Raw genomic sequence first — 24845 nt, 5'->3', positions numbered from 1 at the left:
GGGGGGGGGGGGGGGGGGGGGCGCCGGCCCCCCCCCCCCCCCCCCGGCCCCCCCCCCCCCCCCCCCGCCTGGGGGGGGGGGCCCCGCCCCCGGCCCCCCGCCCCCCCCCCACGTCATTTCCGCCTCCCTCAGTTGGGGCGCAGACTCAGGATGATTTCAACCGAAGTACCGCCGCCGTCGCGCGGGAACCATTGAATGCTGCCGGCCAGTTCGCTGGTGACCAGCGTCCGGACGATCTGCAGCCCCAGGCCTTCGGAGTAGGAGCCCTCCGGAAGGCCCACCCCGTCGTCCGAAATGGTCACTGTCAGCATCTCGTCACCCTGGGAATCAGTGGACCGGTCGGCAATCAGCCACACGGTCCCCGCACGGCCCTCAAGGCCATGCTCCACAGCATTGGTCACGAGCTCGTTTATCACCAGGGCGAGCGGTGTGGCGAAGTCGCTGGGAAGTTCGCCGAACATCCCGGATCGTTCGGTCCTGACATATTGCGACGGCGATGCCACTTCCGCCGACAAGCGGAACTGGCGACCGATCAGCTCGTCGAAATCAACGCTCTGCGTGAGGCCCTGAGACAGGGTTTCGTGGACGAGTGCGATGGTTGCCACCCTCCGCATCGCCTGTTCGAGGCCCTGCTTCGCTTCGTCGCTGACCATGCGGCGGGACTGCATCCGCAGCAAGGCTGCCACGGTCTGCAGGTTGTTCTTGACCCGGTGGTGGATCTCCCGGATAGTGGCGTCCTTCGTCACCAGTTCCAGTTCCCGGCGGCGGAGTTCGGAAACGTCGCGGCAAAGCACCAGGGCGCCGAAACGCTGGTGCTCATCCCGGAGCGGGATCGCCCTCAGGGACAGGCTCACGCCCCGCGACTCAATCTCGCTGCGCCAGGGCATCCGACCGGTGACCACCAGCGGCAGTGTCTCGTCGACCATCCGCCGGTCCTTGAGCAGGCCTGCGGTCACCTCGGCGAGTGAACGCCCTTCCAGGGTCTCCACTTCGCCGAGCCGGCGGAAAGCGGAGACCCCGTTGGGGCTCGCGTACTGGACGATGCCGTCGGCGTCGAGCCTGATCAGGCCGTCGCCTACACGCGGCGCTCCGCGGCGGGATCCGGTCGGGGAGGCGAAGTCGGGCCAGAGCCCGAGGGTTCCCATGCGAAGGAGGTCGTAGGCGCACTGGCGGTATGTCAGCTCAAGGCGTGAAGGCATCCTCGAGCTGGAGAGGTCCATGTGGGAAGTGACAACGGCAAGAGTCCTGCCGTTGCGCACCATAGGCACGGCCTCCACACGCAGCGCCATCTCGCTGCTCCAGCTGGTTTCACTGGAGCGCTCGATCGAGCGGCTGTTCCAGGCCTTGTCGACCAAGGGTCGGAGATCGGAGCGGATCCCCTCCCCTACGAAGTCGGCGTGGAAGACCGTATGGCTCGTCGACGGCCGGACATGCGCCAGGGCGATGTACCCGAACTCCGGGTGCGGAAACCACAGCGCGAGGTCCGCGAACGCCAGGTCGGCGACCATCTGCCAGTCGCCGACCAGAAGGTGAAGCCATTCGGCATCTCCAGGCCCGAAATCAGCATGCTCCCTGATGGGGTCTGTAAAGATTGCCACTGCACCTCCATATACCGCGCAGGGACTTCCTAGCGCCGGACGATTGACCTCAAGAGCCTCAATGCTACCGACAGAGACGCCATGTCGTCGGCTTCGAGGGCGTTGACCTCGTCAAACATGCTCTTCGCACGTCCCAACTGCTCGGCATTGAGCATTTCCCAAGCCTTCAGGCGATCTTCAGCTCCGGCTCCGTTCTCGCTCGACTCAAGCACCGACGTCGTAATGTCAGCAACCGTCGAGTAGAGGTCATCCCGCAGGGCAGCGCGGGCCAATGCTTGCCACCGGTCGTCCCGCGGCAGGGCACTGATGCGTTCAAGCAGGGAATCCACGTGGAAGCGGTTGAAGACCGTGTAGTACACATTGCTTACATCTTCAACGCGGATCGACCGGCTCTGCGCGATCCGGGCAATGTCCAAAAGCACGAAGCTTTCGAAAAGCTCGGACCAACGGTGTGCCAGGTCTTCCGGCAGGTTCCACTGCAGGCCGCGCTCAAGCCAGCCCTGCACGCGCTCCTTGTCGTCTCCGCGCAGGTATTCGAGCACCCGGGAACGCATCGGATCCAGCATCGGTTTGAAGGACGCGACGATGTCGGCGATCGGCTTGCCTGCCAGGCCTTGCGTCAGGAGCCAGCGCACGGCCCGGTCGAGCAGTCGACGGATGTCCAGGTGGACGGCGCTCCAATGCTCCGTGGGGAAGGAGGCCGGCAGGGCGTTCAGCTCCGCCACCATCGAATCCAGTTCGTAGACTTCGCGCAGCGCCACAAACGCCTTGGCGACCGCAATCTCGTTGGCGGAGGTTTCCTCCATGGTCCGGAAGGCGAAAGTGATGCCGCCCAGGTTGATCATGTCGTTGGCGACGACTGTGGCGATAATCTCGCGGCGCAGCGGATGCGAGTCCAGCTCGGCGTCGAAGCGTTCCCGCAACTGTTGCGGGAAGTACTCGCGGATGGTCCGCTGGAACCAGGGATCGTCGGCAAGGTCCGAACGCCCAAGTACGGACGCCAGCTCGATCTTGGCGTAGGCCGCGAGCACCGACAGCTCCGGGGAAGTCAGGCCCTGGCCCTGTTCGAGCCGCTCGCGCAGGCTCGCGGTGGTCGGAAGCGCCTCAAGGTCCCGCTTGAGGTCAGCGTGCTGTTCCAGCCAGTCCATCAGGCGCTCGTAGCTCGGGCTCCAGTCCGCCACGCGGGTACGGTCGTTGAGCAGCAGGATGTTCTGGTCGATGTTGTCTTCCAGGACGAGCCGGCCGACCTCTTCAGTCATGTCAGCCAGGAAGTCTGCGCGCTCGGCGGCATCGAGCTTGCCGGCCTTGACCATCCGGTCCACAAAGATCTTGATGTTCACTTCGTGGTCCGAGCAGTCCACACCGGCGGAGTTGTCGATCGCGTCCGTGTTCAGGATGATGCCCTGGAGCGCAGCTTCGATGCGTCCGCGCTGGGTGAGGCCGAGGTTGCCGCCCTCGCCGACTACCTTGACCCTGAGCTCACGTCCGTCGACGCGGATGGCGTCGTTTGCCTTGTCGCCGACCTGCGCGTTGGATTCGCTGCTCGCCTTGACGTAGGTGCCGATACCGCCGTTGTAGAGCAAGTCGGCGGGGGCGAGGAGGATGGCCCGGAGCAGCTCCGGCGGGCTCAGTTGAACGGTCCCTTCCGGCAAGCCCAAGGCCGCACTTACCTGCTCGGATACGGGAATCACCTTGGCCTGGCGGGGGAAGACTCCGCCGCCCTCGCTGATGAGGGAACGGTCATAGTCGTCCCAGGACGAGCGCGGAAGTTCGAACAGCCGCTGGCGCTCAGTGAAGGAGGCCGCAGCGTCCGGTGCCGGGTCAAGGAAGATGTGGCGGTGGTCGAAAGCGGCAAGCAGGCGGATGTGCCTGGAGAGCAGCATTCCGTTGCCGAAGACGTCACCGGACATGTCGCCGACGCCCACCACAGTGAACTCTTCGTTCTGGGTATCGAGGTCCAGCTCGCTGAAGTGGCGTTTGACCGATTCCCATGCGCCGCGGGCGGTGATGCCCATGGCCTTGTGGTCGTAACCGACGGACCCGCCCGATGCGAATGCGTCGCCGAGCCAGAATCCGTATTCCATGGCAAGGCCGTTGGCGATGTCGGAGAAGGTCGCCGTTCCCTTGTCGGCGGCAACGACCAGGTAGGAATCGTCGCCATCCTGCCGGACAACGTTCGACGGCGGCACGATGGTCTCGCCGTCGGCGTCACTGACCAGGTTGTCAGTAAGGTCGAGCAGGCCCCTAATGAAAGTCTTGTAGCATTCGATGCCTTCCGCCATCCATGCGGCCCGGTCGACGGCCGGGTCCGGCAGTTGCTTGGCGTAGAAGCCTCCCTTGGCACCGGTCGGAACAATCACGGCGTTCTTGACCGTCTGGGCTTTGACGAGGCCCAGGATTTCTGTACGGAAATCTTCCCGGCGGTCGGACCACCGCAGGCCGCCGCGGGCGACCTTGCCGAAGCGCAGGTGCACACCCTCGACACGAGGCGAGTACACCCAGATCTCGAACATCGGGCGCGGGAACGGCAGTCCGTCGATCCCGGTCGGATCGAGCTTGAAGCTGACGTGGGCCTTCGCCTGGAAGAAGTTGGTCCGGAGGGTGGATTCGATGAGGTTCACGAAGGTCCGCAGGACGCGGTCGGCGTCGAGCGTCGCCACCTGGTCGATGGCTTCGGCCAGGCGGGCACGGGCACTTTCCTGGCGGGCACCGCGGGTGTTTTCTTCGAGGGCGGGGTCGAAACGGGCTGCGAAGAGTTCCAGCAAGCCATGGGCAACCTCAGGGTTCGAAAGCAGCGTGTCCGCGATGAACTCAAAGGAGTTGGTGTTGCCCATCTGGCGCATGTACTTGGCGTAGGCACGGAGCATGACGACTTCGCGCCAGCGCAAGCCTTCGCGCAGGACAAGCCGGTCGAAGCTGTCCGATTCCACGGCGGCGGTTACCGCAGCGGCGAAAGACTCCGCGAGAAGCTTCCCCGTGGCGAGCGGATCCACGCCGGCCGGGTACTTAAGGCCGAGGTCATACAGGAAGAAGTCCCGGTGGTCGGCCGTCTCGATCTCGAAAGGCCGTTCGTCGAGGACTTCGAGTCCGAGGTTGTGGAAGTAGGGCAGGATTTGGCTGAGGCTCTTGGGCTCGAGCAGGTACAGCTTGACGCGGGCGTCTTCCTCGAGGATTTCCCCTGCGCCTTTCGGCAGGTAGACATGGACTCCCGGCAGGGCCTGCGCAGCTTCGCCACGGGGAGCCGCGACTGCCCCGTACTCCTCGAAGCGGGCGATATCTTCCAGCGCGTCTTCGACTTCGTAATCCACTCTGTAGCTCGCGGGGAACGCTTCGGCCCAGACCGCGGACCGGCGATCGGCTTCCTCGCCGCTCCAGCGTTCCCGGACGGCCTCGGAAATGCCCTCACCCCAGGAGCGGGAGGCAAGGACAAGCCGCTTTTCAAGGGCTGCGGCGTCCACTTCGCCAAGCTCCGCTTCACGGGGCAGGCGGATGCGGAAAAACACCCGGGCGAGGGCCGACTCGGTGATGCGCGCCTCGTAGTCGATGCTCTCAGCCGCAAAGGTTTCGCGGAGTTCCTGCTCGATCCGAAGGCGGACGTTCGTGGTGTAGCGGTCGCGCGGAAGGTAGATCACGGCAGACATGAAGCGCCCGTAGATGTCCGGGCGCAGGAACAGCTTGGTGCGGCGGCGTTCCTGGAGACGCTGGATGCCGAGTGCGGTTTCGGCGAGATCCTCGGTCTCGATCTGGAACAGCTCGTCCCTCGGGTAAGTCTCCAGGATGCCCAACAGGTCCTTGCCGGAGTGCGAATCGCGCGGGAAGCCCGCGGAAGCCAAGACGGCGTCAACCTTCTCCCGGACGATCGGGATGCTGCGGACGGAGCCGGTATACGCGCTGGTGGCGAAGAGTCCGATGAAGCGGCGTTCACCGTTGACGTTGCCGGCCGCATCAAAGCTCTTGACGCCGATGTAGTCCAGGTAAGCGGGGCGGTGGACGGTGGAGCGGGAGTTCGCCTTGGTGATCACGAGAGCGCGCTTCTCGCGCGCCTTGCGGCGGCCGGCGTCGGTCAGGTGCTGGATCTGGTGCGGGTGATCGCCTGCCCGGAGGAGGCCGAGGCCGCTCCCGTCGCGAAGTTCCAAGACATCCTCGCCGTCCTCGGTAATGAGGTCGTATTCGCGGTAGCCGAGGAAGGTGAAGTTTCCGTTGTCCAGCCAGCGGAGCAAGTCCTGGGTCTGCCGCAGTTCGGCGATGTCTTCGGGGTGGGTCACCTTGTCCAGCGAGGAAGCAAGTTCGAGTGCCTTGCTGCGCATCTTCGGCCAGTCTTCGACGGCGACCCGCACGTCGCGCAGGACGCGGCGGATTCCATCGAGGAGCTCTTGCTGCGCGGAATCGGGAACGCGGTCGACCTCGACGGCGATCCAGGACTCCATGTGGGAAGCGTTGCGTCCCTCGGCGAAGAGGCGGGAAATATTAGGAAGGGCAGCAGTGTCGCCGCTTGAGATGCCGACAGTGGCGGGCACACGGGCAACTCCGGCAAGATCGCCGTCCGAATCGCGGGAGACAACGAACAGCGGGTGCATGACCAGCCTGATGGCGCAGTTCTGGCGCACGAGTTCGGCGTTCACAGAGTCGACGAGGAACGGCATGTCATCGGTGACGATGTAGACCACGCTACGGTCGGCCTCATTGACGATCTGGATGTTGGCACTGCCCGGATTGCGCTTCTTGGCGACTTCGCGGTGGGCAAGCGCCCTGGCGTTCAGCCGTTCTGCCGAATATCCGCGGGCGTCCTCCCCTGCCAGATGCTCGTAGTAGTCTCCGAGGAAACCTTCCGGACCTACCCCCGTTGCGGAACGATCCTCCACGCTGGATCCTGACGACATCGACACACGCCTCCATAACATCTTTTTTGCTGCGTCTTTGCAGCCCACATGGCGAGCCTAACCCTTAAGCAGCCGCCTTGCTCTGGATGGGCGTACAGAGGATTTTGAATTTCCCTGGACAGGCGCACAAACGAGGCCGGCGATGGCTCGGCGGAGCGCGGATTCCGCGGCCACTTCGAAGAGAACCGATCCGGAGAGCAGGGCCGTATCGCAGCTGCCGGGGTCCGACGGAAGGAAGGCCTCGATCTCCCCTTCCGGCGCATAACGCTGCCAGGCTTCCCGCAGCTGACGTTCCGGGGAACGTCCGGCCGCGGAAGCCCGCACCTTATTCAGGACGATCCGCGGAGTCGCCTGGGGAACCGCGTCGGCAAGCTCAGCCAGGCCGCGGACCAGCCTGGGGACTCCGATTGCATCCGCAGAGCCTACTGCAAACACCGTTTCCGCAATTTCCAGGCTCCGCAGCGTGGCGGCGTTCCGGCGCGGCGCCATGGTGTCAAAGCTCAGCTCTTCATCCGCTTCAAGGCAGAACCCGGTATCCACCACGATGACGTCGGCGATCTTCCTGGACTGTTCGAAGACCGTGGAAAGGGCCCCTGCGCGCAGTTCCGTCCAGCGGTCAGCCCTCGTGATTCCGGTCAGGACCCGGAATTCCCCGGACTTCGTGAAAACAGAAGCCGAGACCTTTTTCAAGGAATCCGCGTTCAGCAGCCCCTGCTCCGCAAGCCGGCACGCCTGGGCGAGTCCGGCAGACTCATCGAGGAGCCCCAGGGTGGCCGCAACACTGGCACCATAGCTATCGGCGTCGACAAGCAGTACAGCCTTGCCCTCGGCCGCGAGCTCCGCGGCGATGTTCGCCGCCAAGAGCGTCCTTCCGGGAGCTCCCGCCGGGCCCCAGACGGCGATGACCTCGCCCGCGCCGCTTGGTGCGGGCGTGTCGTCGGCGACAGCAGGTGCGGCGGGTCGCAATCCCGCGGACGGGTCCGCAAGGCCGGAGTCCCGCGCCTCCGGATGCCTCAGCCCGCGACCCGTAAGCTGATGGACGGCGTCTGAGATCTTCGAGGCGAGTCCTGCCGCATCGACGTCAGGAAGTGCCGTGAGCACTCCGATGGCGCGCAGCCGGGCGGCTTCTTCAGGCTCGGAAACAAGTGCCACGACAGCGACGCCGACCGCCGAAAGGCGGTCCACGAGAGAGGCCGCGAGATCTTCACTGCCTTCCGCTACGACAGCCGCCCGGGCCAGGCCGCTTTGGCAGGCGGCGAGCAATTCAGCCAGCTCGTCACAGCGCCGCACCACTGTTACCGGGCCGTGAAGTCTTTCGAGTCCGCCGACGAGGTCCTGCGGGGACTGACCGACGGTGACAACCGGAATGCTCATTTCGCCGTCCCCGCCGGGTTCCAAACGACGGCGACCTTTGCCTTGTTCGCCTGGGCGCCGAGCAGCTTCGGCATCTGTTCGTCAGTGACCAGGACCAGCACCACCGTTTCCTTGGATGCCCCGAGGGCAGAGGATCCCTCGGTGACCTGTGCGATTTCCGCACCGGGCAGTAGCAATCGCGGTTCAGCGAAGCCGTTCCGGGCGTCCGGCAAGGACACCCACACGTCCACCCTGGAACCGGGCACGGCCTGTGGCGGGAGCGAGTCTTCGACGGTTACGGCTACCGGTTTCCGGTCGAGAGCGTCGGCGTCGCCCAGACTCTCCTTGGGGAGGAGCTGATTCCTGGCAATCCGCTGGACTGCCACCTTCCCTTCGGGCAGGCCGGATTCAACCGTGACATAGCTGGACTCGACGTCGTCAAGACGGACCTTGACCGTCGAAAGATCATCCCTGCTCAGCTTCTGGCCGACGGCGATGCCCTCGCGGGCTATGTAGACCTGGACAGTACGGTCCGCAGCGCCCACCAAGGCGATGACACCTGCCACGGATGCAAGCACCAGCAGGATCCCGACCAGCAGCCGGGGATCCTTCCATGACGGTTTCCTGAGCCGCGCTGCCGCAGCTGCTGTGTTGGCATTCATGATGAATCCCCCTGTTTCCCTGGACGGCCGCCCGGCCGGAAGTCGCCTTCATTCTGACCGCAATGGAGCAACTTCCAAAGTCAAATCCTTCAAATCACGCCAAACTGTGGATAAGCGGATCAAAAGGGCCGGAAAGTGGCAAAATGGAGCCATGCCACGATTCCTCACCCTGGCCGATGTCGCCGAACAGTTGCAGATCAACTCGCCGCAGGCTTACGCCCTTGTGCGAAGCGGCGAACTCAAGGCCATCCAGGTCGGCGGGCGGGGGCAGTGGCGCGTCGAAGAGAGCATGCTGGAGCAGTACATCCAGGAGCGTTACGCGGAAGCCAGCCGCATGATCGAGGAAGCAAAAGCGAAGTCTTCCCGTTCCTAGGGAAGCAGCCTAGATTTCCTGCCCCCGCAGTGAACGCAGTGCCGCCAGTGACGCGAAGGGCACCGTTATCACGGAGCTGACGTTGCTTTGCCTCCTGGCCTCCCCTGCTGAAGTGACCGCAAGGTCGAAATGGTCCTTTCCGACGCGGTCTATCACCCCGAACAAAGCCCTTTCCTGAGCCCCGGCCATCGCCAGATGGACGGTTACTTCCGACCTGTCCCTTGCCAGGCCCCTCAGCGCACTCGCCAGGCCCACCCGTGCCCGCACGCCCGTGGTCTGAAGGACGTGGCGGCCCACGCCCTGGTAACTGACCGCCGCCGAGCACGGCACCAGCCATTGCTGCGGCGCCTCGTTCAGCACAATCCATTCGCTGCCCACGTGTGCCAGAACACCTGAAACACGCATTCCCGAGGAGAGCAGGACCGCAATCTCACGGTTCAGCGCACCGCGCAGCCGGTCTGCCAGGGAAACGCCCGCCATCTCCACCCGGGCCCGCTCCGAAATTTCGGATTCAAGTGCCAGCCGTTGTTCGGCGGCGAGCTGCGCCTCCATGTCCTGAAAGAGAGCATCCCAACGCATGCCGCCAGCGTAAGCGGGCGCTTCAGCCGGGTCAATTTCGAGTCAAATTGTCACAAGAGTAGACAAACCCAGATGACAGTGTTCAAAATTACCAGAGACACATCAAATTGCATCAAACTTCATCAAATGTAGGGAGAATACAGTGAACGGAACGGAAAGGCCCATCCGCCACGATGCTGCGATGGCAGCGGTCATCCTGATGCTGGGGCTTCTGCTCCTTGGTCTTGGCTATCTCCTCTTGGAGCGCTGGAGGATCTCCGCAGCGCATCACCAAGGGCTCATGTTCGGCGACGCCGTCGGCTTTCTTGCGGCCGGCGCAGGGTTGTTGATCGTTGCTTGGTGGTTGATCTCACTGGTCCTGGCCGTTGCCTCGGCCATCTGCCAAAAGACCGGGCGCACCACGGGAGCGAGGGTCACCGGACGTTTCAGCCCACTGTTCATGCAACGACTCGCGTTGGCCGTGCTCGGCCTGAATCTGCTTGGTGCTCCTCTTGCCCAGGCATCATCCAGCCCTGTCGAGGCAGCGTGGTCTCCATCGGGCGTGTCCACCAGCATTGCCGCAGCCTGGACCCCGCTTTCCCACCCAGCGGTTGGCGCCGTCGCCAAAACGCAAAGTGCCGCCGGGCCCCAGCTGGTGACTCAAGTCCGAAACTCCACGCACGGCCCAGGTTCCGCCCCCGGTTTGCTTGAACCGCAGTGGCAACCCCGCGCGCCGGTCATCGGCCCCGGGCTTATGGGAACCAATACCACGCGCGCCACTCAGCAGACGGGCAGCCTTGTCGCAAAGGAAGTAGTGGTGATGCGCGGGGACTCTCTGTGGTCCATTGCAGCCAGGGATCTGGGTCCGATGGCAAGCGATGTGGAGATCGCCCGGCACTGGCCGAAGTGGTACGCCGCCAATAAGGACGTTATCGGAGGTGACCCCGGACTCATCCTCCCCGGCCAGGTCCTCCAGGCACCAGCCAGGAACTAAGAACCATCCAATCCAACACAGTCAAGGACCCGCTCATGAACGCAGCAACCGCAGTTCTCCCGCTTCCCGTCCCCCGCAACACACCCTCCGGGACCAGCTTCCCAGGCCAAGCCGCCAAAGAGCAGGACGTCATGATGCACGCACGCCGCATCGCCCAGGCGGCCATCGAAGTCCTGGCTGGCACCCGCCCTGTCCAGCAGCTCTCACGTTCCCTGGACCCGAGGTCCTTGGCCTCCCTTCAGCACCGGGCGGCCCTCACCCGGGCACACACAATGCGCACCGGAAACAGCCAATCCCGGCTCCACTGCAATCCCCAGGTCCGCTCGGTGCACATGTGCGCCGTCTCCGAAACCGTCTACGAGGCTGCGATGGTGGTGCGGGAGGAGCTGCGGTCCCGTGCCGTCGCCATGCGCCTTGAATTGAGCAACGGTGCATGGAAAGTGACCGCCCTCCAGATCGGCTAGGCTGCGGCATTCCGTCCCGAAAGACCCATAGCAAGCGCAGGAAGGCCCTGGATGAGAGCCGCAGAAAACAAGTGAGGACCGGAACAATGTTCCGGTCCTCACTTATTTCGTTCGCAGGAACCCGCTGCCCAAGGATCAGCGGCGTTTCTTGCGGGCCGCCTTCTTTGCTTTGTCCTCCGCAGCGGCCTTGGCGGGATTGCCTGAACGGCCACCGGACCGTCCTTCAACCCGGGTCTGGCTCGCTCCGTCCTCGCCGGGCGCCGTGTATTGCAGTTGCGCCGGACGCTCGGGCGCCTGCAGACCCGCCGCATGGATCTGCGGATCGTGGTGTTCCGTGTGGCCCCCCTCTGCGCTGTCGTCAGCGACCACAACGTCCTCGGCGGGAGTGACCTCGACTTCCAGGTTGTAAAGGAAGCCAACGCTTTCCTCGCGGATGGCTTCCATCATGCCCTGGAAAAGGATGAAGCCCTCGCGCTGGTACTCGACGAGTGGATCGCGCTGCGCCATTGCCCGCAGGCCGATGCCTTCCTTGAGGTAGTCCATCTCATAAAGATGTTCCTGCCACTTGCGTCCGAGGACGGAGAGGACCACCCTGCGCTCCAGCTCGCGCATACTATCAGGACCGATGGCTTCTTCCCGGGCCTTGTAGACAAGCTGGGCGTCGGAGAGGATCTCGTTCTTCAGGAAGTCAACGGTAACCCTGGACTTGGCACCGGCCTCGTCGATGATGTCCTGGGCGGAAACCGTCACGGGATACAGGGTTTTCAGGTTGGTCCACAGCTGGTTGTAGTCCCAGTCATCGCCGGTGCCTTCGGCCGTAGCAGCATCGATGAACGCATTGATCGTGTCCTCGAGGAAGAACTGGACCTTCTCGTGAAGGTCGTCGCCTTCGAGAATCCGGCGGCGATCGCCGTAGATGGCCTCGCGCTGGCGGTTCAGGACGTCGTCGTACTTGAGGACGTTCTTGCGCTGTTCGGCGTTTCGGCCTTCCACCTGGCCCTGGGCAGAAGCGATCGCCCGGGATACGAGCTTGGATTCAAGGGCGACGTCGTCCGGCACCGAGCTGTTCATCAGCCGTTCGGCTGCACCTGAGTTGAAGAGCCGCATCAGGTCGTCCGTCAACGACAGGTAGAAGCGGGACTCCCCCGGGTCGCCCTGGCGGCCGGAGCGGCCACGGAGCTGGTTGTCGATCCGGCGGGACTCATGGCGTTCGGTGCCAAGGACGTAGAGGCCACCAAGCTCCAGCACTTCCTCGTGCTCATCCTTGACTGCCTGCTTCGCCGATTCGAGGGCTTCCGGCCACGCGGCCTCGTATTCTTCGGAGTTCTCCTCCGGATCCAGGCCACGCCTGGCCAGCTCGGCGATCGCGGTGAACTCGGCGTTGCCGCCGAGCATGATGTCCGTGCCACGGCCGGCCATGTTCGTGGCGACGGTGACCGCACCCTTGCGGCCGGCCTGGGCGACGATGGCAGCCTCACGGGCATGGTTCTTGGCGTTGAGGACCTCATGCCGGATGCCGTCCTTGGCCAGCAGCCGCGAAAGGTATTCGCTCTTTTCCACGCTGGTCGTGCCAACAAGGACGGGCTGGCCGCTCTCATGGCGTTCGGCGATGTCCTTGACCACGGCTTCGAACTTCACGATCTCGTTCTTGTAGACCAGGTCCGACTGGTCGAGCCGCTGCATCGGGCGGTTGGTGGGGATGGGAACCACGCCGAGCTTGTAGGTGCTCATGAACTCGGCGGCCTCGGTTTCAGCCGTGCCCGTCATGCCCGAAAGCTTCTCGTACATACGGAAGTAGTTCTGCAGGGTCACCGTGGCGAGTGTCTGGTTTTCGGCCTTGATCTCGACGTTTTCCTTGGCCTCGATCGCCTGGTGCATGCCCTCGTTGTAGCGGCGCCCGGCCAGGATGCGTCCGGTGTGTTCGTCGACGATGAGCACCTCGCCTTCGAGGATGACGTAGTCTTTGTCACGCTTGAACAGTTCCTTGGCCTTGATGGCGTTGTTCAGGAACCCGATGAGCGGGGTGTTGGCGGATTCGTAGAGGTTCTGGATCCCGAGGTAGTCCTCCACCTTCTCGATGCCGGCTTCGAGCACACCGACTGTGCGCTTCTTTTCGTCCACCTCGTAGTCGGTCTCCGGCTTGAGGCGCTGCACGACCTTGGCGAACTCGCTGTACCAGCGGTTGGTGTCGCCCTGGGCCGGGCCCGAGATGATGAGCGGAGTCCTGGCTTCGTCGATGAGGATTGAGTCGACTTCGTCAACGATGGCGAAATGGTGTCCGCGCTGGACAAGTTCGGATTTGTCCCACGCCATGTTGTCGCGCAGGTAGTCGAAACCGAATTCGTTGTTCGTGCCGTAGGTGATGTCCGCGGCGTACTGCTCGCGGCGCACCGAAGGGTCCTGATTGGCCAGGATGCAGCCGCTGCTCAGGCCGAGGAAACGGTAGACACGGCCCATGAGTTCGGACTGGTATTCGGCGAGGTAGTCGTTGACCGTGACGACATGCACGCCCTTTCCAGTCAAGGCGTTGAGGTAGGCCGGGGCCGTGGCGACGAGGGTCTTGCCTTCACCGGTCTTCATTTCCGCGATGTTCCCGAGGTGAAGAGCCGCGCCGCCCATGAGCTGGACATCGAAGTGGCGCATGCCCAGGGTGCGCGAGGAGGCTTCGCGTACGGCTGCGAATGCCTCGGGAAGCAGGGCATCCAGGAGTTCACCGTCCTGGTAGCGGGCGCGGAGCACGTCCGTTTCTTCACGGAGTTCCGCATCGGTGAAAGTCTTGAAGGATTCTTCAAGGGCATTGATGGAATCGGCATAGCTCCGCAGCTGTTTCAGGGTCTTCTTGTCACCCGTGCGGAGAAGTTTTTCGATAAGTGATGCCACGTGAAGTTGCTCCCAGTCTCAAGCTGCCGAATTCTGGCGGTTTCAGTCTACGGGAGCGTACAACACCAAAGAGAGTTGTTCCCCTGAGAGCGGAGAGCCCCATGGAACCGTCCCGCGGGCCCGGACACCGTGCGGGAACCGGCACCTGGCGCTTCCGTCCCTATGCCCTGTGCAGCGCGTCCGCCAGCCGCGGGGCGAGATCACCCTCGGGCGATACGACGACGTCGTCCAGTTCCAGCCAGCGGGCCATGAGCCGTAGTTCTGCGGCAAGTTCCTCCGCTGTGTCTGCCGGCGCGTCAGCTTCCGCATGGGCGGAACGGACCAGCAGCAGCCGGCCTGTGCGATCAGCCTTCAGGTCCACCCGCGCAACGATGCTGTCCCGCAGGAGGAAGGGCAGGACGTAGTATCCGAATTTCCGCTTCGTAGCCGGGGTGTAGATCTCGATGCGGTAATGGAAGCCGAAGAGTTCGTGCAGCCGACGACGCTCGAAGACGAGTGAATCGAAGGGGCTCAGCAGCGCGCGCCCCGTCACGTTCCGGGGACTCTTTGCCTGGGCGTGGCGGTACAGCCCCCGGTCCCAGCCCCGTACGGTCACCGGTTCCAGGCGCCCCTGGTCGACGAGCTTGCCGACCGCTTGGGTTGCTGCCTTGACAGGAGTCCGGAAGTAGTCGGCGAAGCAGCGGACCGTCCCGATTCCGTGTGCCTGCGCAGCCGCATCGATCAGGCGCTCCATGGCGGCCTCCCGACCGCCGACGTCGTTTTCTGCGTGCCTGTGGTTCGTGCCCGGAGCCGGCACCGCTGCCGGCAGCACCCGTGAGGTGAGGGTGTAGCGGCGCTCAAACTGTTCAGTCCGGGATGCCGCACTGACCTGGCCTTCTTCGAACAAATGCTCCAGCACCTGTTTGACGAGGTTCCAGTTCCAGCCCCATTGCTCGTTCCGGCGGTCCTCCTGGTGGCCCAGCCGTGCCGTGAGCTGCGCCGCTGTCAGTGGCCGGCCGGCGGCAAGTGCCGCCAGGATCCGTGCTGCCATGTCTTCCCGCAGGGAGCGGTCCAGATGGCTTGCGCCGACCCAGTCACGCCGCTGCCACAGGAGCAGGTCCGCGAAGTGCTCGGGCCGGATAAAGCTTGCTTCGTGGGCCCAGTACTCCATCATGCGGCGCGGACTCCGGCCGGACAGGGAATCGAGGATCCTGCGGTCGTAGTCCCCCAGCCGGGAAAAGAAGGGCAGGTAGTGGCTGCGGGAGAGGACGTTGACCGAATCGATCTGCACAAGCTGCAGGCGGGCAAAGGTCCGGCCCACCGCCCGTGCTGTTACGGGACCGGTGGGCCGGACCTTGTCCAAGCCCTGGGCTGCCAATGCGATCCGCCGTGCCTGCTGGAGGCTCAGCGAAGCGGCCATGCCAGTCCTTTCGTCAGGTTAGACGGGGCAGCCTAGGCCGTTGCCGCATGGTCATCGGAGCGGTAGGCGTGGATTTTCTCTTCCACCGCTTCATTCCCCGGCTCGCAGTTCGAGTCCAGTGTGATGACGCCGTAGGTCCAGCCGCGACGGCGGTAGACCACCGACGGCGTGTTGGTCTCCTTGTCTACGAATAGGTAGAAGTTGTGACCCACGAGTTCCATGTTGTCCACGGCGTCGTCGATGGTGAGGGACGCCGCGGGGAAGACCTTCCGGCGGATCAGCACCGGAGAGTCACCGGCCGGGATGTCATTGTCGATATCGTACGGCGAAGCCTCTGCCCCCGGGACAGCCGGTTCCTGGTGGTCGCTTGCCGCAGCGTAAATGGGCTCCTTCGTGCTGACAGGTTCGAGGCTTGCCGTGGCTTCACGCACCGCCTTTGGTGTGTGCCGCCCGTGGTGGACCTTCTTCCTGTCCTTGGCCCTGCGCAGTCGTTCGAGGAGCTTGCTGTAAGCAAGGTCGAAAGCTGCGAATTTGTCAGCGGCACTGGCTTCTGCCCGGATGACCGGACCCCTGCCCATGACTGTCACTTCCACTGTGAGCTGGCCCGGGTTCTGACGCGGATTGCTTTCCTTGGAAACTTTGGCGTCGACCCTCTGGACCTTGTCCCCGAGCGATTCAATCTTGGAAATCTTCTCGCCCGCGTATTCGCGGAAGCGATCCGAAACGGTCAGATTCCGGCCGCTGATCATGAACTCCATGGTGCCCTCCAAATAACTCAGGTGACACGACAACGGCACTTTCGGGGGCTTTTCTGACGGACAGTCGAGCCCCTTTCCGAGCCGCTATCGACAGGTACATCTGTTCTTGGTACCCATCTCCGACGTTAGTTCATCGTTACCGCTAATTCACCCCTTCGGCACTTTTAATTTGTTTTGAGTCAACGGAACGGCCGGCCGCCATCCGCACGTCGGAACCCGAGCCACCAGGAGCCCGTGTGGCCGCGAGCACCACGGCGCCGCAGACGAGCCCTCCCGCCGCTTCAACGGCCCTGGCCGCCTCGGCAATGGTTGCTCCCGTCGTCAGGACATCGTCGACGATGATGCAGAGTTTCCCGGACACTGAGCCCCTCCGGGAGGGGCGGACGACCATCGAACCCCGCACCCGACGGGCACGGCTGCCCCTGTCCAGTCCCTTCTGCCCCGCACTCCCCCTATGCCCGGCGCCGGACCACCCGGCCAGGTCCATGCCGGCGGCGAGGAGCCCCGGAAGTGGCGCCCCCTGGACGTCCCGGCGAAGCGCACCCGTCCAGGTGAAGGTGCCGCTCCGCCGTTTGCGCAGGGCTTCACACAACGGCCATTGACTTCCGGCCCTTCGCCGGACCCGGTGGAGCAGCAGATGGACAGGGCTGAAACCGCGACGGCGGAAGGCGGCGGCGCTGGTGGGAACGGGAACCAGGCAGATCCGCCGGCTTTCCCCCGCTGCTGCGCGCAAGCCGCGTTCCAGCATCCGCCCCAACAGCACGGCAAGGCTGCGTTGGCCCAGCTTCTTGAAGGACAGGACGGCCTGGGCAAGTTCTTCCCGGTAGGGCCCCACCGCGACCACCGGCACCAGCACCGCACCGTCCACTGTAAGCAGCGCCGGAGCCTGGGACTCCGCACGGAAAGGCTGGGAGCAAAGGTTCCGGATCCGGCGGGCGCAGGCACCGCAAATCTGCGTATCCTCGCGCCCGCAGCAGACGCATTCCACCGGTGCCAGGAGAGCCAGCAGTTCGGTCCAAGCCATATGCAGGCCTTCGAAGAGGCGCAGCAGCGGCAGCACATGCCGGCCCCGGTGACGGGCCGGATGATCCGCCATGGCGGCAAGGTCGGGATCGCGCACACCCGGCGTCCCGGCGTCGGGGTTCATGCTGTCTGCCCTCACCAGGGCACCCAAAGTTGGCGGGAACAGGTCCATCTGACCAGCCTCGGGCTGCACCGTCGGCAGCGCCAGCGGACTACACCGCTATGTGGACAGAACTCCTGGCTCGAAATCCCGCGGACCGAGGCCCGGAAGGTACAGCTAACCGGGGAACGCCGGGTCGACAGGACCCTTCAGCTGGAGCTCCCAGCCGTTTCCGACCCGCTGGAAGACGCCTGCCGCGGACTGCCCGTAGATTTCCTCCGGGCCGTTGCCGGCGCTCAGGCCGGTCAGTCCCTGCCAGGCCGGGAGCTGCTGCGGTTGCCCGGTGGACAACGGAAGCAATTCAGGAACGACGTTGCCGGAGGACGATTCCTTCATGACCACGACGGTCGTCGAATTGACCCAGGCGCCATGGTCCACACCGTTGGCGGCCTCAAGCGTGTTGGGCGCACTGAGGTCCTTGGGCGAACCGTCCGGGTTACGGATGATCCCGGCAACCTGGACGGACGTCCGGCCGTGCAGCTCCGAGATGACCAGGGCACGGGTTCCCTCGCGCGAGATCCTGAATTCCTTGACGGACCGCCCGGCGAGCCATCGCGGCGCCAGGGTCACTGCAGGAACAGCCCCGCCCTTGGACGCGGCGGATGGTTTGAAAGCCACAACCTGCGTGCCTCCGTTGGCTCCCGGACCTGCGGTCCAGACCCAGTCCTGGAGGCTGAAGGACGGTCGCGTGAGGGTGCTTCGGGTAGTCAATGGGCGCGGATCCTGGCCCGGCAACATCGAATACAGCGTGGTGCCCGAACCGTTGAGGAATGCCACAGCCTTCGACGCCGGTGATTCGGCTGGGGCCTGAGGTCCAAACCCGGCGACCGGCCGCATATCCGGCAGCGGGGAGAGCCGGTTGTTTTCGTAGCGTGCAAGCTCACCGTTGTTTACCGCAATCTGGCGTGACGGCACGCTTTTTTCCAGGACCGGCGGGAGGACTGAGCCGGTGTCCTCCACCCGGACCAGGTCTTGGTCTGCCCGGAGCTGGACGCTGATCACATCCGGCTGGGACCGGAAGGTCAGCAGTAGCTGGTTCTGCATGCGTTGCCGATCTTCCGCGGAGGCTTCCACCAGTTCCTTCGCCGAGAGGTCGACTTGGGCGGAACCTGAAACGACCGGTACGGATTCGCGCACCAGCCGGATTCCGGAGGGGAAGGCACTGACGACGGCGCCGCGCAGGTACGGGGCCGGGCCCGCAAGCAGTGCGCTCGTCATGGCCTTGACGGTCTTCTTCTTGATGAACCACCTGAAATCGGGCACCGCGTAGGTGAACCCCGGGTCGTAGAAGTAGATCGGGTACGCGCCGTAAATCACCCGGAATGTCTGTTCCGGTATCGCAGTGCCGTCCGGCACCTCCGAGATCCGCCATTCGCCGTCAACCTGTTCGACAGTGACCGGGATGCTCTCCAGCGTACCTTCGGGATAGTGGGTGGCAACGCCGTCGGCGTCAACGGCGTACGCAAGGTCAAGCTCGTACCGGAACTCGTTCTCGACAGCGGTCCGGACTACCTGAGCCTTGCGGTACACGAAGACGCGCTTATCAGACTTCCAGCTCACCGACAGGGACTGGGTCAGGTATTGCCGCGCGACCGCGTAGTCGTCCGCATAGCCGCTGCCTGCTCCGTAGAAGTCCTCGATGACGGTGTCCGGGGAGGCCCCGGGCTGGGGAGGCGGTGGGAAGAAGTCAGGCACGTTCGAGTTCCCGGCGCTTTCCTCCTTGCTCTTGCCTACCGGCCCGGACCGCGGAATCTGCGCACAGGAACTGAGCACGAGCGCAACAGTGGCGAGGAGGGCAAGCAACAGCACCGGGAAGCGGTGAAGACGATTACGCACGGCCGGCCTCCCCTGTTCCGGGAGCGCCGCCGTCGTCGGCTGAGCCGGACGGACCCGACGGCGGCACTTCGGCAGGGAGCAGCAGGCCCTTCTCCTGAGTATCAACCAGCAGCATCTGGCGGTCCGCGCCGCTGCCCGGCAGCCGGAGGTCATGCGGTTCAAGGTGCAACGGCGACTTCACGATGGTTCCGCCCTTCTTCAAGGGCAAGGTGAGCCGGAAGTTGGAACCCGCACCTTTCTGGCCCCAGGCCTGCAGCCAGCCGTTGTGGAGCTTGGTATCTTCGGCCGCGATGGACAGGCCCAGGCCGCTGCCGCCGGTGGTCCGGGCACGCGCAGGATCGGCCCGCCAGAACCGGTCGAACACCCGGGCCGCCTCCGCCGGGGCCAAGCCGATTCCGTGGTCACGGACGGACACGGCGACGGCGTCGTGGTTGGCCGCCACCGTCACGTGCACCGGCTTGCCTTCGCCGTGCTCCAGGGCGTTGAGGAGCAGGTTGCGCAGGATACGGTCGATCCGGCGGGAGTCCATTTCAACAATGATGCTCTTGTTCCGGGACGTGAGCCGGACCTCGGACCCGTATTCGGCGGCCACGGGCGACGCGCCCTCGATGACCTGCCCGATGAGCTGGAAAATATCCTGGGGCTCCGCTTCGAGAACGGCGGCTCCCGCGTCGAAGCGCGAGATCTCCAACAGGTCCGATAGCAGGGACTGGAACCGCTCCACCTGGTTGTAGAGAAGTTCGGCGGAGCGCCTGTTGATGGGGTCGAAGCTCTCGCGCGCATCGAACAGTACTTCCGCCGCCATCCGAACCGTTGTCAGCGGGGTCCGGAGTTCGTGGGACACATCGGAGACGAAGCGCTGCTGCATCTGGGAGAGTGTGGCGAGCTGGGTGATCTGTTCCTGGAGGCTCGCGGCCATGTGGTTGAAGGAGGCCCCGAGCCGGGCAACCTCGTCCTCGCCCTTGACGACCATACGCTCCTGGAGCTGCCCGGCGGCCAGCTTTTCGGAGACGACGGCGGCGTGGCTCACGGGGCTGACCACGTTCCGGGTGACGTACCAGGCGATGCCGCCGATCATGATGATCAGCGCCGCGCCGCCGGCCCAGAGGACATTCTGGATCTGATCCAGGGTCTGCTGTGCGTTCTCGAGGTCATAGAGCAGATACAGCTCGTAGACGGTGCCGTTGAAAGTGACCTTGTTCCCGACGGCGATCCCCGGGTGGTCCTGGTTTCCCACCGGGAATTCGGTGGACGCCCAGTATTGTTCCTTGCCCGATTCCTGCACGGCCTTGCGCAGTTCCGGCGGGATGACCCGGACCGTCAGCTGGTCCGAGGCACGCGATTCCACCCACCGGTTGCGCGGCTTGGTTTGTTCCGGAAGCGCTTCGAAGACATAGCGGCGCTGGATGACCGATCCGTTGCCTTCCACCGCGTTGAGGGTGTCGTAGACGAGGGTGATGACGCTGGATTGATCGTTGACCTGGGCGCCGTCAAAGGTGTCCTGGACCTGCTTGACGTAGTAGCGGCTCTCCGATTCTGCCTGGGTCAGCCGCTCCTGGAACAGGTTGTTGGCGATCTGGCTGGACAGATACGCCCCGACAACGGCGAAGGAAATCACCGACAGCAGGATGGTCATCATGACCGTCCTGAATTCGAGGGAGCGCCGCCAGCGCCGAAGCAGGGACTTCCAGAGGTAGCGCAGTCCCGGACGGATGTGCCGCAGGGCCGTGACCACCAGCCGGGACACACGCAACGCGAGGATCAGGGCGCGGCGCGTCCAGATGCGGCCCAGGAGCAGCAGGCGCCGGACGTTCAGCGGACGCACGTGGCCAATGGTTTGGCTTTCCGGCGGGGCGGAAGGGACAGCCTGGTCCTCCGGCAACGCGTCCGGCGGAGTGGTTCCGGCGCCACCGTGGCCGGAAGGTGACTCAGGATCCCGCTTTGTAACCGACACCACGGACCGTCAGAACAACTTCGGGTGCTTCGGGGTCGCGCTCGATCTTGGAGCGCAGCCGCTGGACGTGGACGTTGACCAGCCTGGTGTCGGCGGCGTGGCGGTAGCCCCACACCTGCTCCAAAAGGAGTTCGCGGGTGAAGACCTGCCAAGGCTTGCGCGCCAAGGCGACCAAGAGATCGAATTCCAGCGGGGTGAGCGAAATCCGCTCCCCGCCGCGCGTAACCATATGGCCGGCGACGTCGATCGTGACGTCCGCGATCCGGAGGGTCTCGGGGGCCTTCTGTTCCCCCGGACGAAGCCGCGCGCGGACCCTGGCGACGAGTTCGGCGGGTTTGAAGGGCTTGGGCACGTAGTCGTCGGCCCCGGATTCCAGGCCCCGGACGACGTCGGAGGTATCCGACTTTGCCGTCAGCATGACGATAGGAACGTCCGATTCGCCGCGGATCTGGCGGCAGACCTCGATGCCGTCCGAGCCGGGAAGCATGAGGTCCAGGAGGACCAGGTCCGGCTTCGAAGTGCGGAAGACGTCGAGCGCCTGGCCGCCGTCTGCACAGAAAACCGGATCGAAGCCGTCGTTGCGAAGTACGATGCCGATCATTTCGGCCAGTGCTTCGTCGTCGTCAACTACCAGGATGCGTGCCTTCATAGTTATATATTCCCCCATCGAATGGCCGTTGTCCCGTTGACCCCCGATCACGGCATGGCGCATGCCGCTGCCGCAGCGGAGTTCCGGGTGCGGCACGGGCTATGAGCGGCGACGGCGGAACTATAGGCTGGGCGGACACGGCACTTTTGGGGAGGAAAGCGTGTCACAGCAAGAACCGGAAGCCGGGGGCCAGCCGCCTTGGGGGCAGCCCCAGCGGGGCGGGCAGCCGCCAAACCAACCGCAATGGGGCGGGCAGCCGCAGTGGGGCGGACCGTCCCAACACCCGGGCCCGTGGGGCCAGCCGCAGTGGGGTCAACCTCAGCCTCCGGGGTGGCCCCCTGCGCCAGGCAGCCCTTACGGCCAGCCACGGTACGTTGCGCCTCCCAAACCAGGGATCGTGCCCCTGCGTCCCCTGCTTTTCGGCGAAGTCCTGGATGGCGCCTTCCAGACCGTCCGCCGGAACCCGGCAGCCATGCTCGGCTCCTCACTTATCGGCCAATGCGTGTCCCTCCTGCTCGCTGCCACGCTCATCGCAGGCAGCATCAGCCTCCTCGCCAGCCTCGAACAGTTGAACGGGGGCCAGTTGGACAACAGGGCGGAAGCATCCGCACTCCTCGGGCCCGCTCTTGGCCTGGCCGCTGGGGGTTTGGGCGTTTCGATGCTGTCAGGGGTCCTCTTGTCCATCCTGGGCGGCGTCATGGCCGTTCCGGTGTCGCGGTCATCGCTGAACCGGAAGACCGGGTTCAAGCAGATGTGGGTCCTCGTACGCCACCGCCTGTTGGCCCTCACCGGGCTGTCCTTCCTCCTGCTCCTGGTACCCGCCGTTCCCCTGGGCCTCCTGGTCGTCATTGCGGTGGCCATCGTCACCGGGATGGGTCCCGCCGGCCTCCTCGTCGTTTTTCCGATCGGACTTGGCGCCGTCGCCGTGATCGTCTGGCTGTCCATCAAGCTGCTGGTGGCCCCGGCAGCCGTGACCGTCGAAGAGTTGGGCGTCACCGAGGCCCTCCGCCGCTCCTGGTCCCTGACCACCGCGAGCTGGTGGCGGATCTTCGGCATCGTGCTGGTGGCCGCCCTGATTATCGGAGTGATCGGCCAAGTGGTCCAGATCCCCATCAGCCTCGCAGTCGGCGGGATCAGTTCAGTGGTCACGCCCCACGCCGGCGCCGAGCAGCAGACTGGCACAGGACTCCTGCTCACCGTGATCGGCATCGTAGTCAGCGGGCTGATCGGGGCGCTCGGCTTCGCATTCCAGTCCGCAGTGTCCGCGTTGGTCTACCTCGACCTGCGGATGCGCCGTGACGGGCTGGATGTCGAACTCCTGCGGATGATGGAATCCGGAAGCGACCCGGATGGAGTTCCGGGCCGGGGCCTGACCCCGCGCCCCGCCCCCGGGCGATGGCAGCCGGAATCGGGCACGGGGTTCCCGCCGGGATGACTGCCCTTTCCGCGCTAGTGGGCACCCTGTCCACCGCCACTCCCGTCGACCCGGACCGCAACGAGGCCCGGCGCTGGGCGATCGAAGAACTCGGCAAACCGCAGTACGCCGACGCGAAGCCGAGTTGGTTCGACGAACTCGTGAACAACTTCCTGGAATGGCTGCGCTCCCTGAATTCCGACGGCCCGGGCCAGGGCCAGGATTGGACCTGGCCGCTCGTCATCCTGCTCGCCGTCGCGCTCCTGGTCACGGCGGTCATCGTGGTCAGGCCGCGCCTCAACGCCGCACGGAAGCGGTCCTCCGCCACCGTCTTCGACGAGGAAACAACCCTCGACGCCGGGACCTTCCGTTCGCGGGCAGCTGCCGCCGCGGCGCGGGGAGACTGGGGTGCCGCCGTCGTCGAGCAGTTCCGTGCCTTGGTACGCTCGGCCGAAGACCGGACCGTCATCGATCCGCAGGCCGGCCGCACTGCTGACGAAGCGGCCGCGCAACTGGGACGTGCGTTCAGCGGAAGCCAGGAGCGGCTGGATGCCGCAGCCAGGCTCTTTGACGCCGTCAAGTACGGGCGCGCCCCCGCCGACCCGCAACAGTACGAAACCGTGCGAACCCTGGACAGCGAGCTCGTCACGCTGAAACCGGACTACCTCGGCAAGCCCGGCCCGGGACTGGCGGTGCCGCGATGACGGCCCTCGGCCAACAGCACGCTGATGCCGGCACCCCAGGCTCGCCGGCCGGCTGGAAAGCCCGTCTTCGGCGGCATCTGGTCTGGATCGTGATCGGGTCCATCGTGGCCCTCACCCTGGGCTACGTGGTGGTGTCCCGGCTGTCGTCCGGCCCCGACGACAGGGCACTCTCGCCCCACAACGCGGCTCCCGGCGGAGCCATGGCCGCCGCCGAAATCCTCCGCACCCAAGGGGTGGCCATCAGCGAACCCGGCTCCTTCGAACAGGCTCTGGGGAAGTTGAAAGCCAAGGACGGTCCGGCGACCCTGCTGCTCTACGACCAGAACAGCTACCTCAGCGAAACCCAACTCCGGCAGCTCCGCGCGGCTGCGGACAGGATCGTGGTGATCAGTCCCAGCCGGCGGACCCTGCGGGGACTGGACGGCGGCCTCCGCAACGCCGGGGTTCTGCCGCAGGGGCACGAGGTAATGGAACCCCAATGCAGCCTCGAGGATCCGCGGGTGGCCGGGAACATCTCGGCTGTGAACGGTCAGCTGTATGCCGGAGGTGAGATCTGTTACCGCGTGGACGGCGGCGGCCTGTACGCGGTCAGCAATGACGGCCGGGTGGTGGTCCTCGGCAGCGCCGCGCTGCTGAGCAACGAACTGCTCGACCAACGTGGAAACGCAGCGCTCGTTCTTCGCAGCCTGGGCGACTCCCCCGAGCTGCTCTGGTACCTGCCTGGCCTGGGCGATGTGCCCCAGGACAGGAACCCCGCCACTTTGAACGAGCTCGCACCGCCGTGGGTGGCATTCCTGGGCCCCTGGCTCGTGGTCGTCGCCCTCCTGGCTGTGCTATGGCGGGGACGGCGGCTCGGACCGCTCGTGTTCGAACCCCTGCCGGTAGTGGTCAAGGCGGCCGAAACCGCCGAGGGAAGGGCCAGGCTTTACCAGGATTCCCGAGCCACGGAAAGGGCGGCGGCAAACCTACGGGCCGGTACGCTGGTCCGGCTTTCGCGGGTGTTCCGGCTCGGTCCGGAGGCCGGCGTCGACGCCTTGGTGGAAGCGATCTCCCGCAAGACAGGCCGCCCGCCCGTGCAGCTTCGGGAAATCCTCGATTACAGGCCGGAATCGCAGTCCGGCCTGGTGCGGTGGGCACAGACATTGGAACAACTCGAGCAGGAGGCATCAGCCCGGTGAACGAAAAC

The 24845-nt window shown here is 64.9% G+C and carries 18 protein-coding genes; 6 read left to right on the top strand and 12 right to left on the bottom strand.

Annotated features, from left to right (window positions below; genetic code table 11):
• Nucleotides 1-128 precede the first annotated feature (128 nt).
• The 4 genes from ACNQPB_RS17015 to ACNQPB_RS17000 are packed head-to-tail and all read right to left on the bottom strand — an operon-like array spanning nt 129 to nt 8493.
• Nucleotides 129-1598, bottom strand: a complete 1470-nt coding sequence (locus ACNQPB_RS17015; protein ID WP_498753604.1) for a sensor histidine kinase — start codon at nt 1596-1598, stop codon at nt 129-131.
• Between the two features lie 29 nt (nt 1599-1627).
• Nucleotides 1628-6478, bottom strand: coding sequence for an NAD-glutamate dehydrogenase (locus ACNQPB_RS17010; protein WP_498753603.1), 4851 nt, complete (start codon nt 6476-6478; stop codon nt 1628-1630).
• 57 nt (nt 6479-6535) lie between these two features.
• Nucleotides 6536-7852, bottom strand: a complete 1317-nt coding sequence (locus ACNQPB_RS17005; RefSeq protein ID WP_498753602.1) for a CpaE/TadZ family protein — start codon at nt 7850-7852, stop codon at nt 6536-6538.
• Nucleotides 7849-8493 carry an SAF domain-containing protein gene (locus ACNQPB_RS17000; RefSeq protein WP_498753601.1) on the bottom strand — a complete coding sequence of 215 codons (645 nt, stop codon included), beginning with the start codon at nt 8491-8493 and terminating at the stop codon, nt 7849-7851. The genes ACNQPB_RS17005 and ACNQPB_RS17000 overlap by 4 nt, the downstream gene beginning before the upstream one ends.
• A gap of 151 nt (nt 8494-8644) precedes the next feature.
• Here ACNQPB_RS17000 and ACNQPB_RS16995 point away from each other — a divergent pair, with 151 nt between their 5' ends.
• The gene (locus ACNQPB_RS16995; protein ID WP_498753600.1) at nt 8645-8866 is read left to right on the top strand and encodes a helix-turn-helix domain-containing protein; all 222 of its coding nucleotides are present in this window, start codon (nt 8645-8647) and stop codon (nt 8864-8866) included.
• Between the two features lie 9 nt (nt 8867-8875).
• On the opposite strand, the gene ACNQPB_RS16990 is transcribed toward ACNQPB_RS16995, so the two are convergent.
• Nucleotides 8876-9445 (bottom strand): hypothetical protein, encoded by a 570-nt coding sequence (locus ACNQPB_RS16990; protein ID WP_498753599.1) that lies wholly within the window; start codon nt 9443-9445, stop codon nt 8876-8878.
• Nucleotides 9446-9626: 181 nt separating this feature from the next.
• Between ACNQPB_RS16990 and ACNQPB_RS16985 the strand changes: the two genes are divergently transcribed.
• Nucleotides 9627-10418 carry a LysM peptidoglycan-binding domain-containing protein gene (locus tag ACNQPB_RS16985; RefSeq protein ID WP_498753598.1) on the top strand — a complete coding sequence of 264 codons (792 nt, stop codon included), beginning with the start codon at nt 9627-9629 and terminating at the stop codon, nt 10416-10418.
• 35 nt (nt 10419-10453) lie between these two features.
• Complete coding sequence (locus ACNQPB_RS16980) at nt 10454-10882, top strand: Rv3235 family protein (protein WP_498753597.1); 429 nt, start codon at nt 10454-10456, stop codon at nt 10880-10882.
• 135 nt (nt 10883-11017) lie between these two features.
• On the opposite strand, the gene secA is transcribed toward ACNQPB_RS16980, so the two are convergent.
• The 7 genes from secA to mtrA all read right to left on the bottom strand — a co-directional run bounded on the left by secA (nt 11018) and on the right by mtrA (nt 21541).
• Nucleotides 11018-13762 carry a preprotein translocase subunit SecA gene (secA, locus tag ACNQPB_RS16975; protein ID WP_498753596.1) on the bottom strand — a complete coding sequence of 915 codons (2745 nt, stop codon included), beginning with the start codon at nt 13760-13762 and terminating at the stop codon, nt 11018-11020.
• Nucleotides 13763-13922: 160 nt separating this feature from the next.
• Nucleotides 13923-15161: a winged helix-turn-helix domain-containing protein gene (locus ACNQPB_RS16970; protein WP_498753595.1), complete on the bottom strand. Its 1239-nt coding sequence runs from the start codon at nt 15159-15161 to the stop codon at nt 13923-13925.
• A gap of 32 nt (nt 15162-15193) precedes the next feature.
• Nucleotides 15194-15919: a ribosome hibernation-promoting factor, HPF/YfiA family gene (hpf, locus tag ACNQPB_RS16965; protein WP_498753594.1), complete on the bottom strand. Its 726-nt coding sequence runs from the start codon at nt 15917-15919 to the stop codon at nt 15194-15196.
• A gap of 142 nt (nt 15920-16061) precedes the next feature.
• On the bottom strand, nt 16062-17081 hold the full coding sequence (locus ACNQPB_RS16960) for a ComF family protein (RefSeq protein ID WP_498753593.1): 1020 nt from the start codon (nt 17079-17081) through the stop codon (nt 16062-16064).
• Between the two features lie 138 nt (nt 17082-17219).
• Nucleotides 17220-18911, bottom strand: coding sequence for an LpqB family beta-propeller domain-containing protein (locus ACNQPB_RS16955; protein WP_498753607.1), 1692 nt, complete (start codon nt 18909-18911; stop codon nt 17220-17222).
• 19 nt (nt 18912-18930) lie between these two features.
• Nucleotides 18931-20763, bottom strand: coding sequence for an MtrAB system histidine kinase MtrB (gene mtrB / locus ACNQPB_RS16950; protein ID WP_498753592.1), 1833 nt, complete (start codon nt 20761-20763; stop codon nt 18931-18933).
• Between the two features lie 103 nt (nt 20764-20866).
• Nucleotides 20867-21541 (bottom strand): MtrAB system response regulator MtrA, encoded by a 675-nt coding sequence (gene mtrA / locus ACNQPB_RS16945; RefSeq protein WP_498753591.1) that lies wholly within the window; start codon nt 21539-21541, stop codon nt 20867-20869.
• Between the two features lie 397 nt (nt 21542-21938).
• On the opposite strand from mtrA, the gene ACNQPB_RS16940 reads away from it, so the two are divergent.
• From ACNQPB_RS16940 to ACNQPB_RS16930, 3 genes are read left to right on the top strand one after another with little or no spacing between them, the layout of a single operon-like run.
• Entirely contained in the window at nt 21939-22976 is a 1038-nt protein-coding gene (locus ACNQPB_RS16940; RefSeq protein WP_498753590.1) for a DUF7847 domain-containing protein, read from the top strand.
• Nucleotides 22973-23659, top strand: coding sequence for a DUF4129 domain-containing protein (locus ACNQPB_RS16935; protein ID WP_498753589.1), 687 nt, complete (start codon nt 22973-22975; stop codon nt 23657-23659). Before ACNQPB_RS16940 ends, ACNQPB_RS16935 begins: the two co-directional genes overlap by 4 nt.
• The gene (locus ACNQPB_RS16930; RefSeq protein ID WP_498753587.1) at nt 23656-24837 is read left to right on the top strand and encodes a DUF4350 domain-containing protein; all 1182 of its coding nucleotides are present in this window, start codon (nt 23656-23658) and stop codon (nt 24835-24837) included. Before ACNQPB_RS16935 ends, ACNQPB_RS16930 begins: the two co-directional genes overlap by 4 nt.
• Nucleotides 24838-24845 lie beyond the last annotated feature (8 nt).

Source organism: Curtobacterium sp. LFS079 (assembly GCF_047977865.1).
Lineage (GTDB): Bacteria > Actinomycetota > Actinomycetes > Actinomycetales > Micrococcaceae > Arthrobacter.
This window is presented reverse-complemented; position numbering and strand designations above follow the sequence as displayed.

Coding starts and splice junctions, on each gene's coding strand:
- ACNQPB_RS16995 (WP_498753600.1), top strand. CDS start 8,645: ATGCCACGATTCCTCACCCTGGCCGATGTCGCCGAACAGTTGCAGATC.
- hpf (WP_498753594.1), bottom strand. CDS start 15,919: ATGGAGTTCATGATCAGCGGCCGGAATCTGACCGTTTCGGATCGCTTC.
- ACNQPB_RS17010 (WP_498753603.1), bottom strand. CDS start 6,478: ATGTCGTCAGGATCCAGCGTGGAGGATCGTTCCGCAACGGGGGTAGGT.
- ACNQPB_RS16935 (WP_498753589.1), top strand. CDS start 22,973: ATGACTGCCCTTTCCGCGCTAGTGGGCACCCTGTCCACCGCCACTCCC.
- ACNQPB_RS16970 (WP_498753595.1), bottom strand. CDS start 15,161: ATGGCCGCTTCGCTGAGCCTCCAGCAGGCACGGCGGATCGCATTGGCA.
- ACNQPB_RS16930 (WP_498753587.1), top strand. CDS start 23,656: ATGACGGCCCTCGGCCAACAGCACGCTGATGCCGGCACCCCAGGCTCG.
- mtrA (WP_498753591.1), bottom strand. CDS start 21,541: ATGAAGGCACGCATCCTGGTAGTTGACGACGACGAAGCACTGGCCGAA.
- ACNQPB_RS17000 (WP_498753601.1), bottom strand. CDS start 8,493: ATGAATGCCAACACAGCAGCTGCGGCAGCGCGGCTCAGGAAACCGTCA.
- ACNQPB_RS16990 (WP_498753599.1), bottom strand. CDS start 9,445: ATGCGTTGGGATGCTCTCTTTCAGGACATGGAGGCGCAGCTCGCCGCC.
- ACNQPB_RS16980 (WP_498753597.1), top strand. CDS start 10,454: ATGAACGCAGCAACCGCAGTTCTCCCGCTTCCCGTCCCCCGCAACACA.
- ACNQPB_RS16985 (WP_498753598.1), top strand. CDS start 9,627: ATGGCAGCGGTCATCCTGATGCTGGGGCTTCTGCTCCTTGGTCTTGGC.
- ACNQPB_RS17005 (WP_498753602.1), bottom strand. CDS start 7,852: ATGAGCATTCCGGTTGTCACCGTCGGTCAGTCCCCGCAGGACCTCGTC.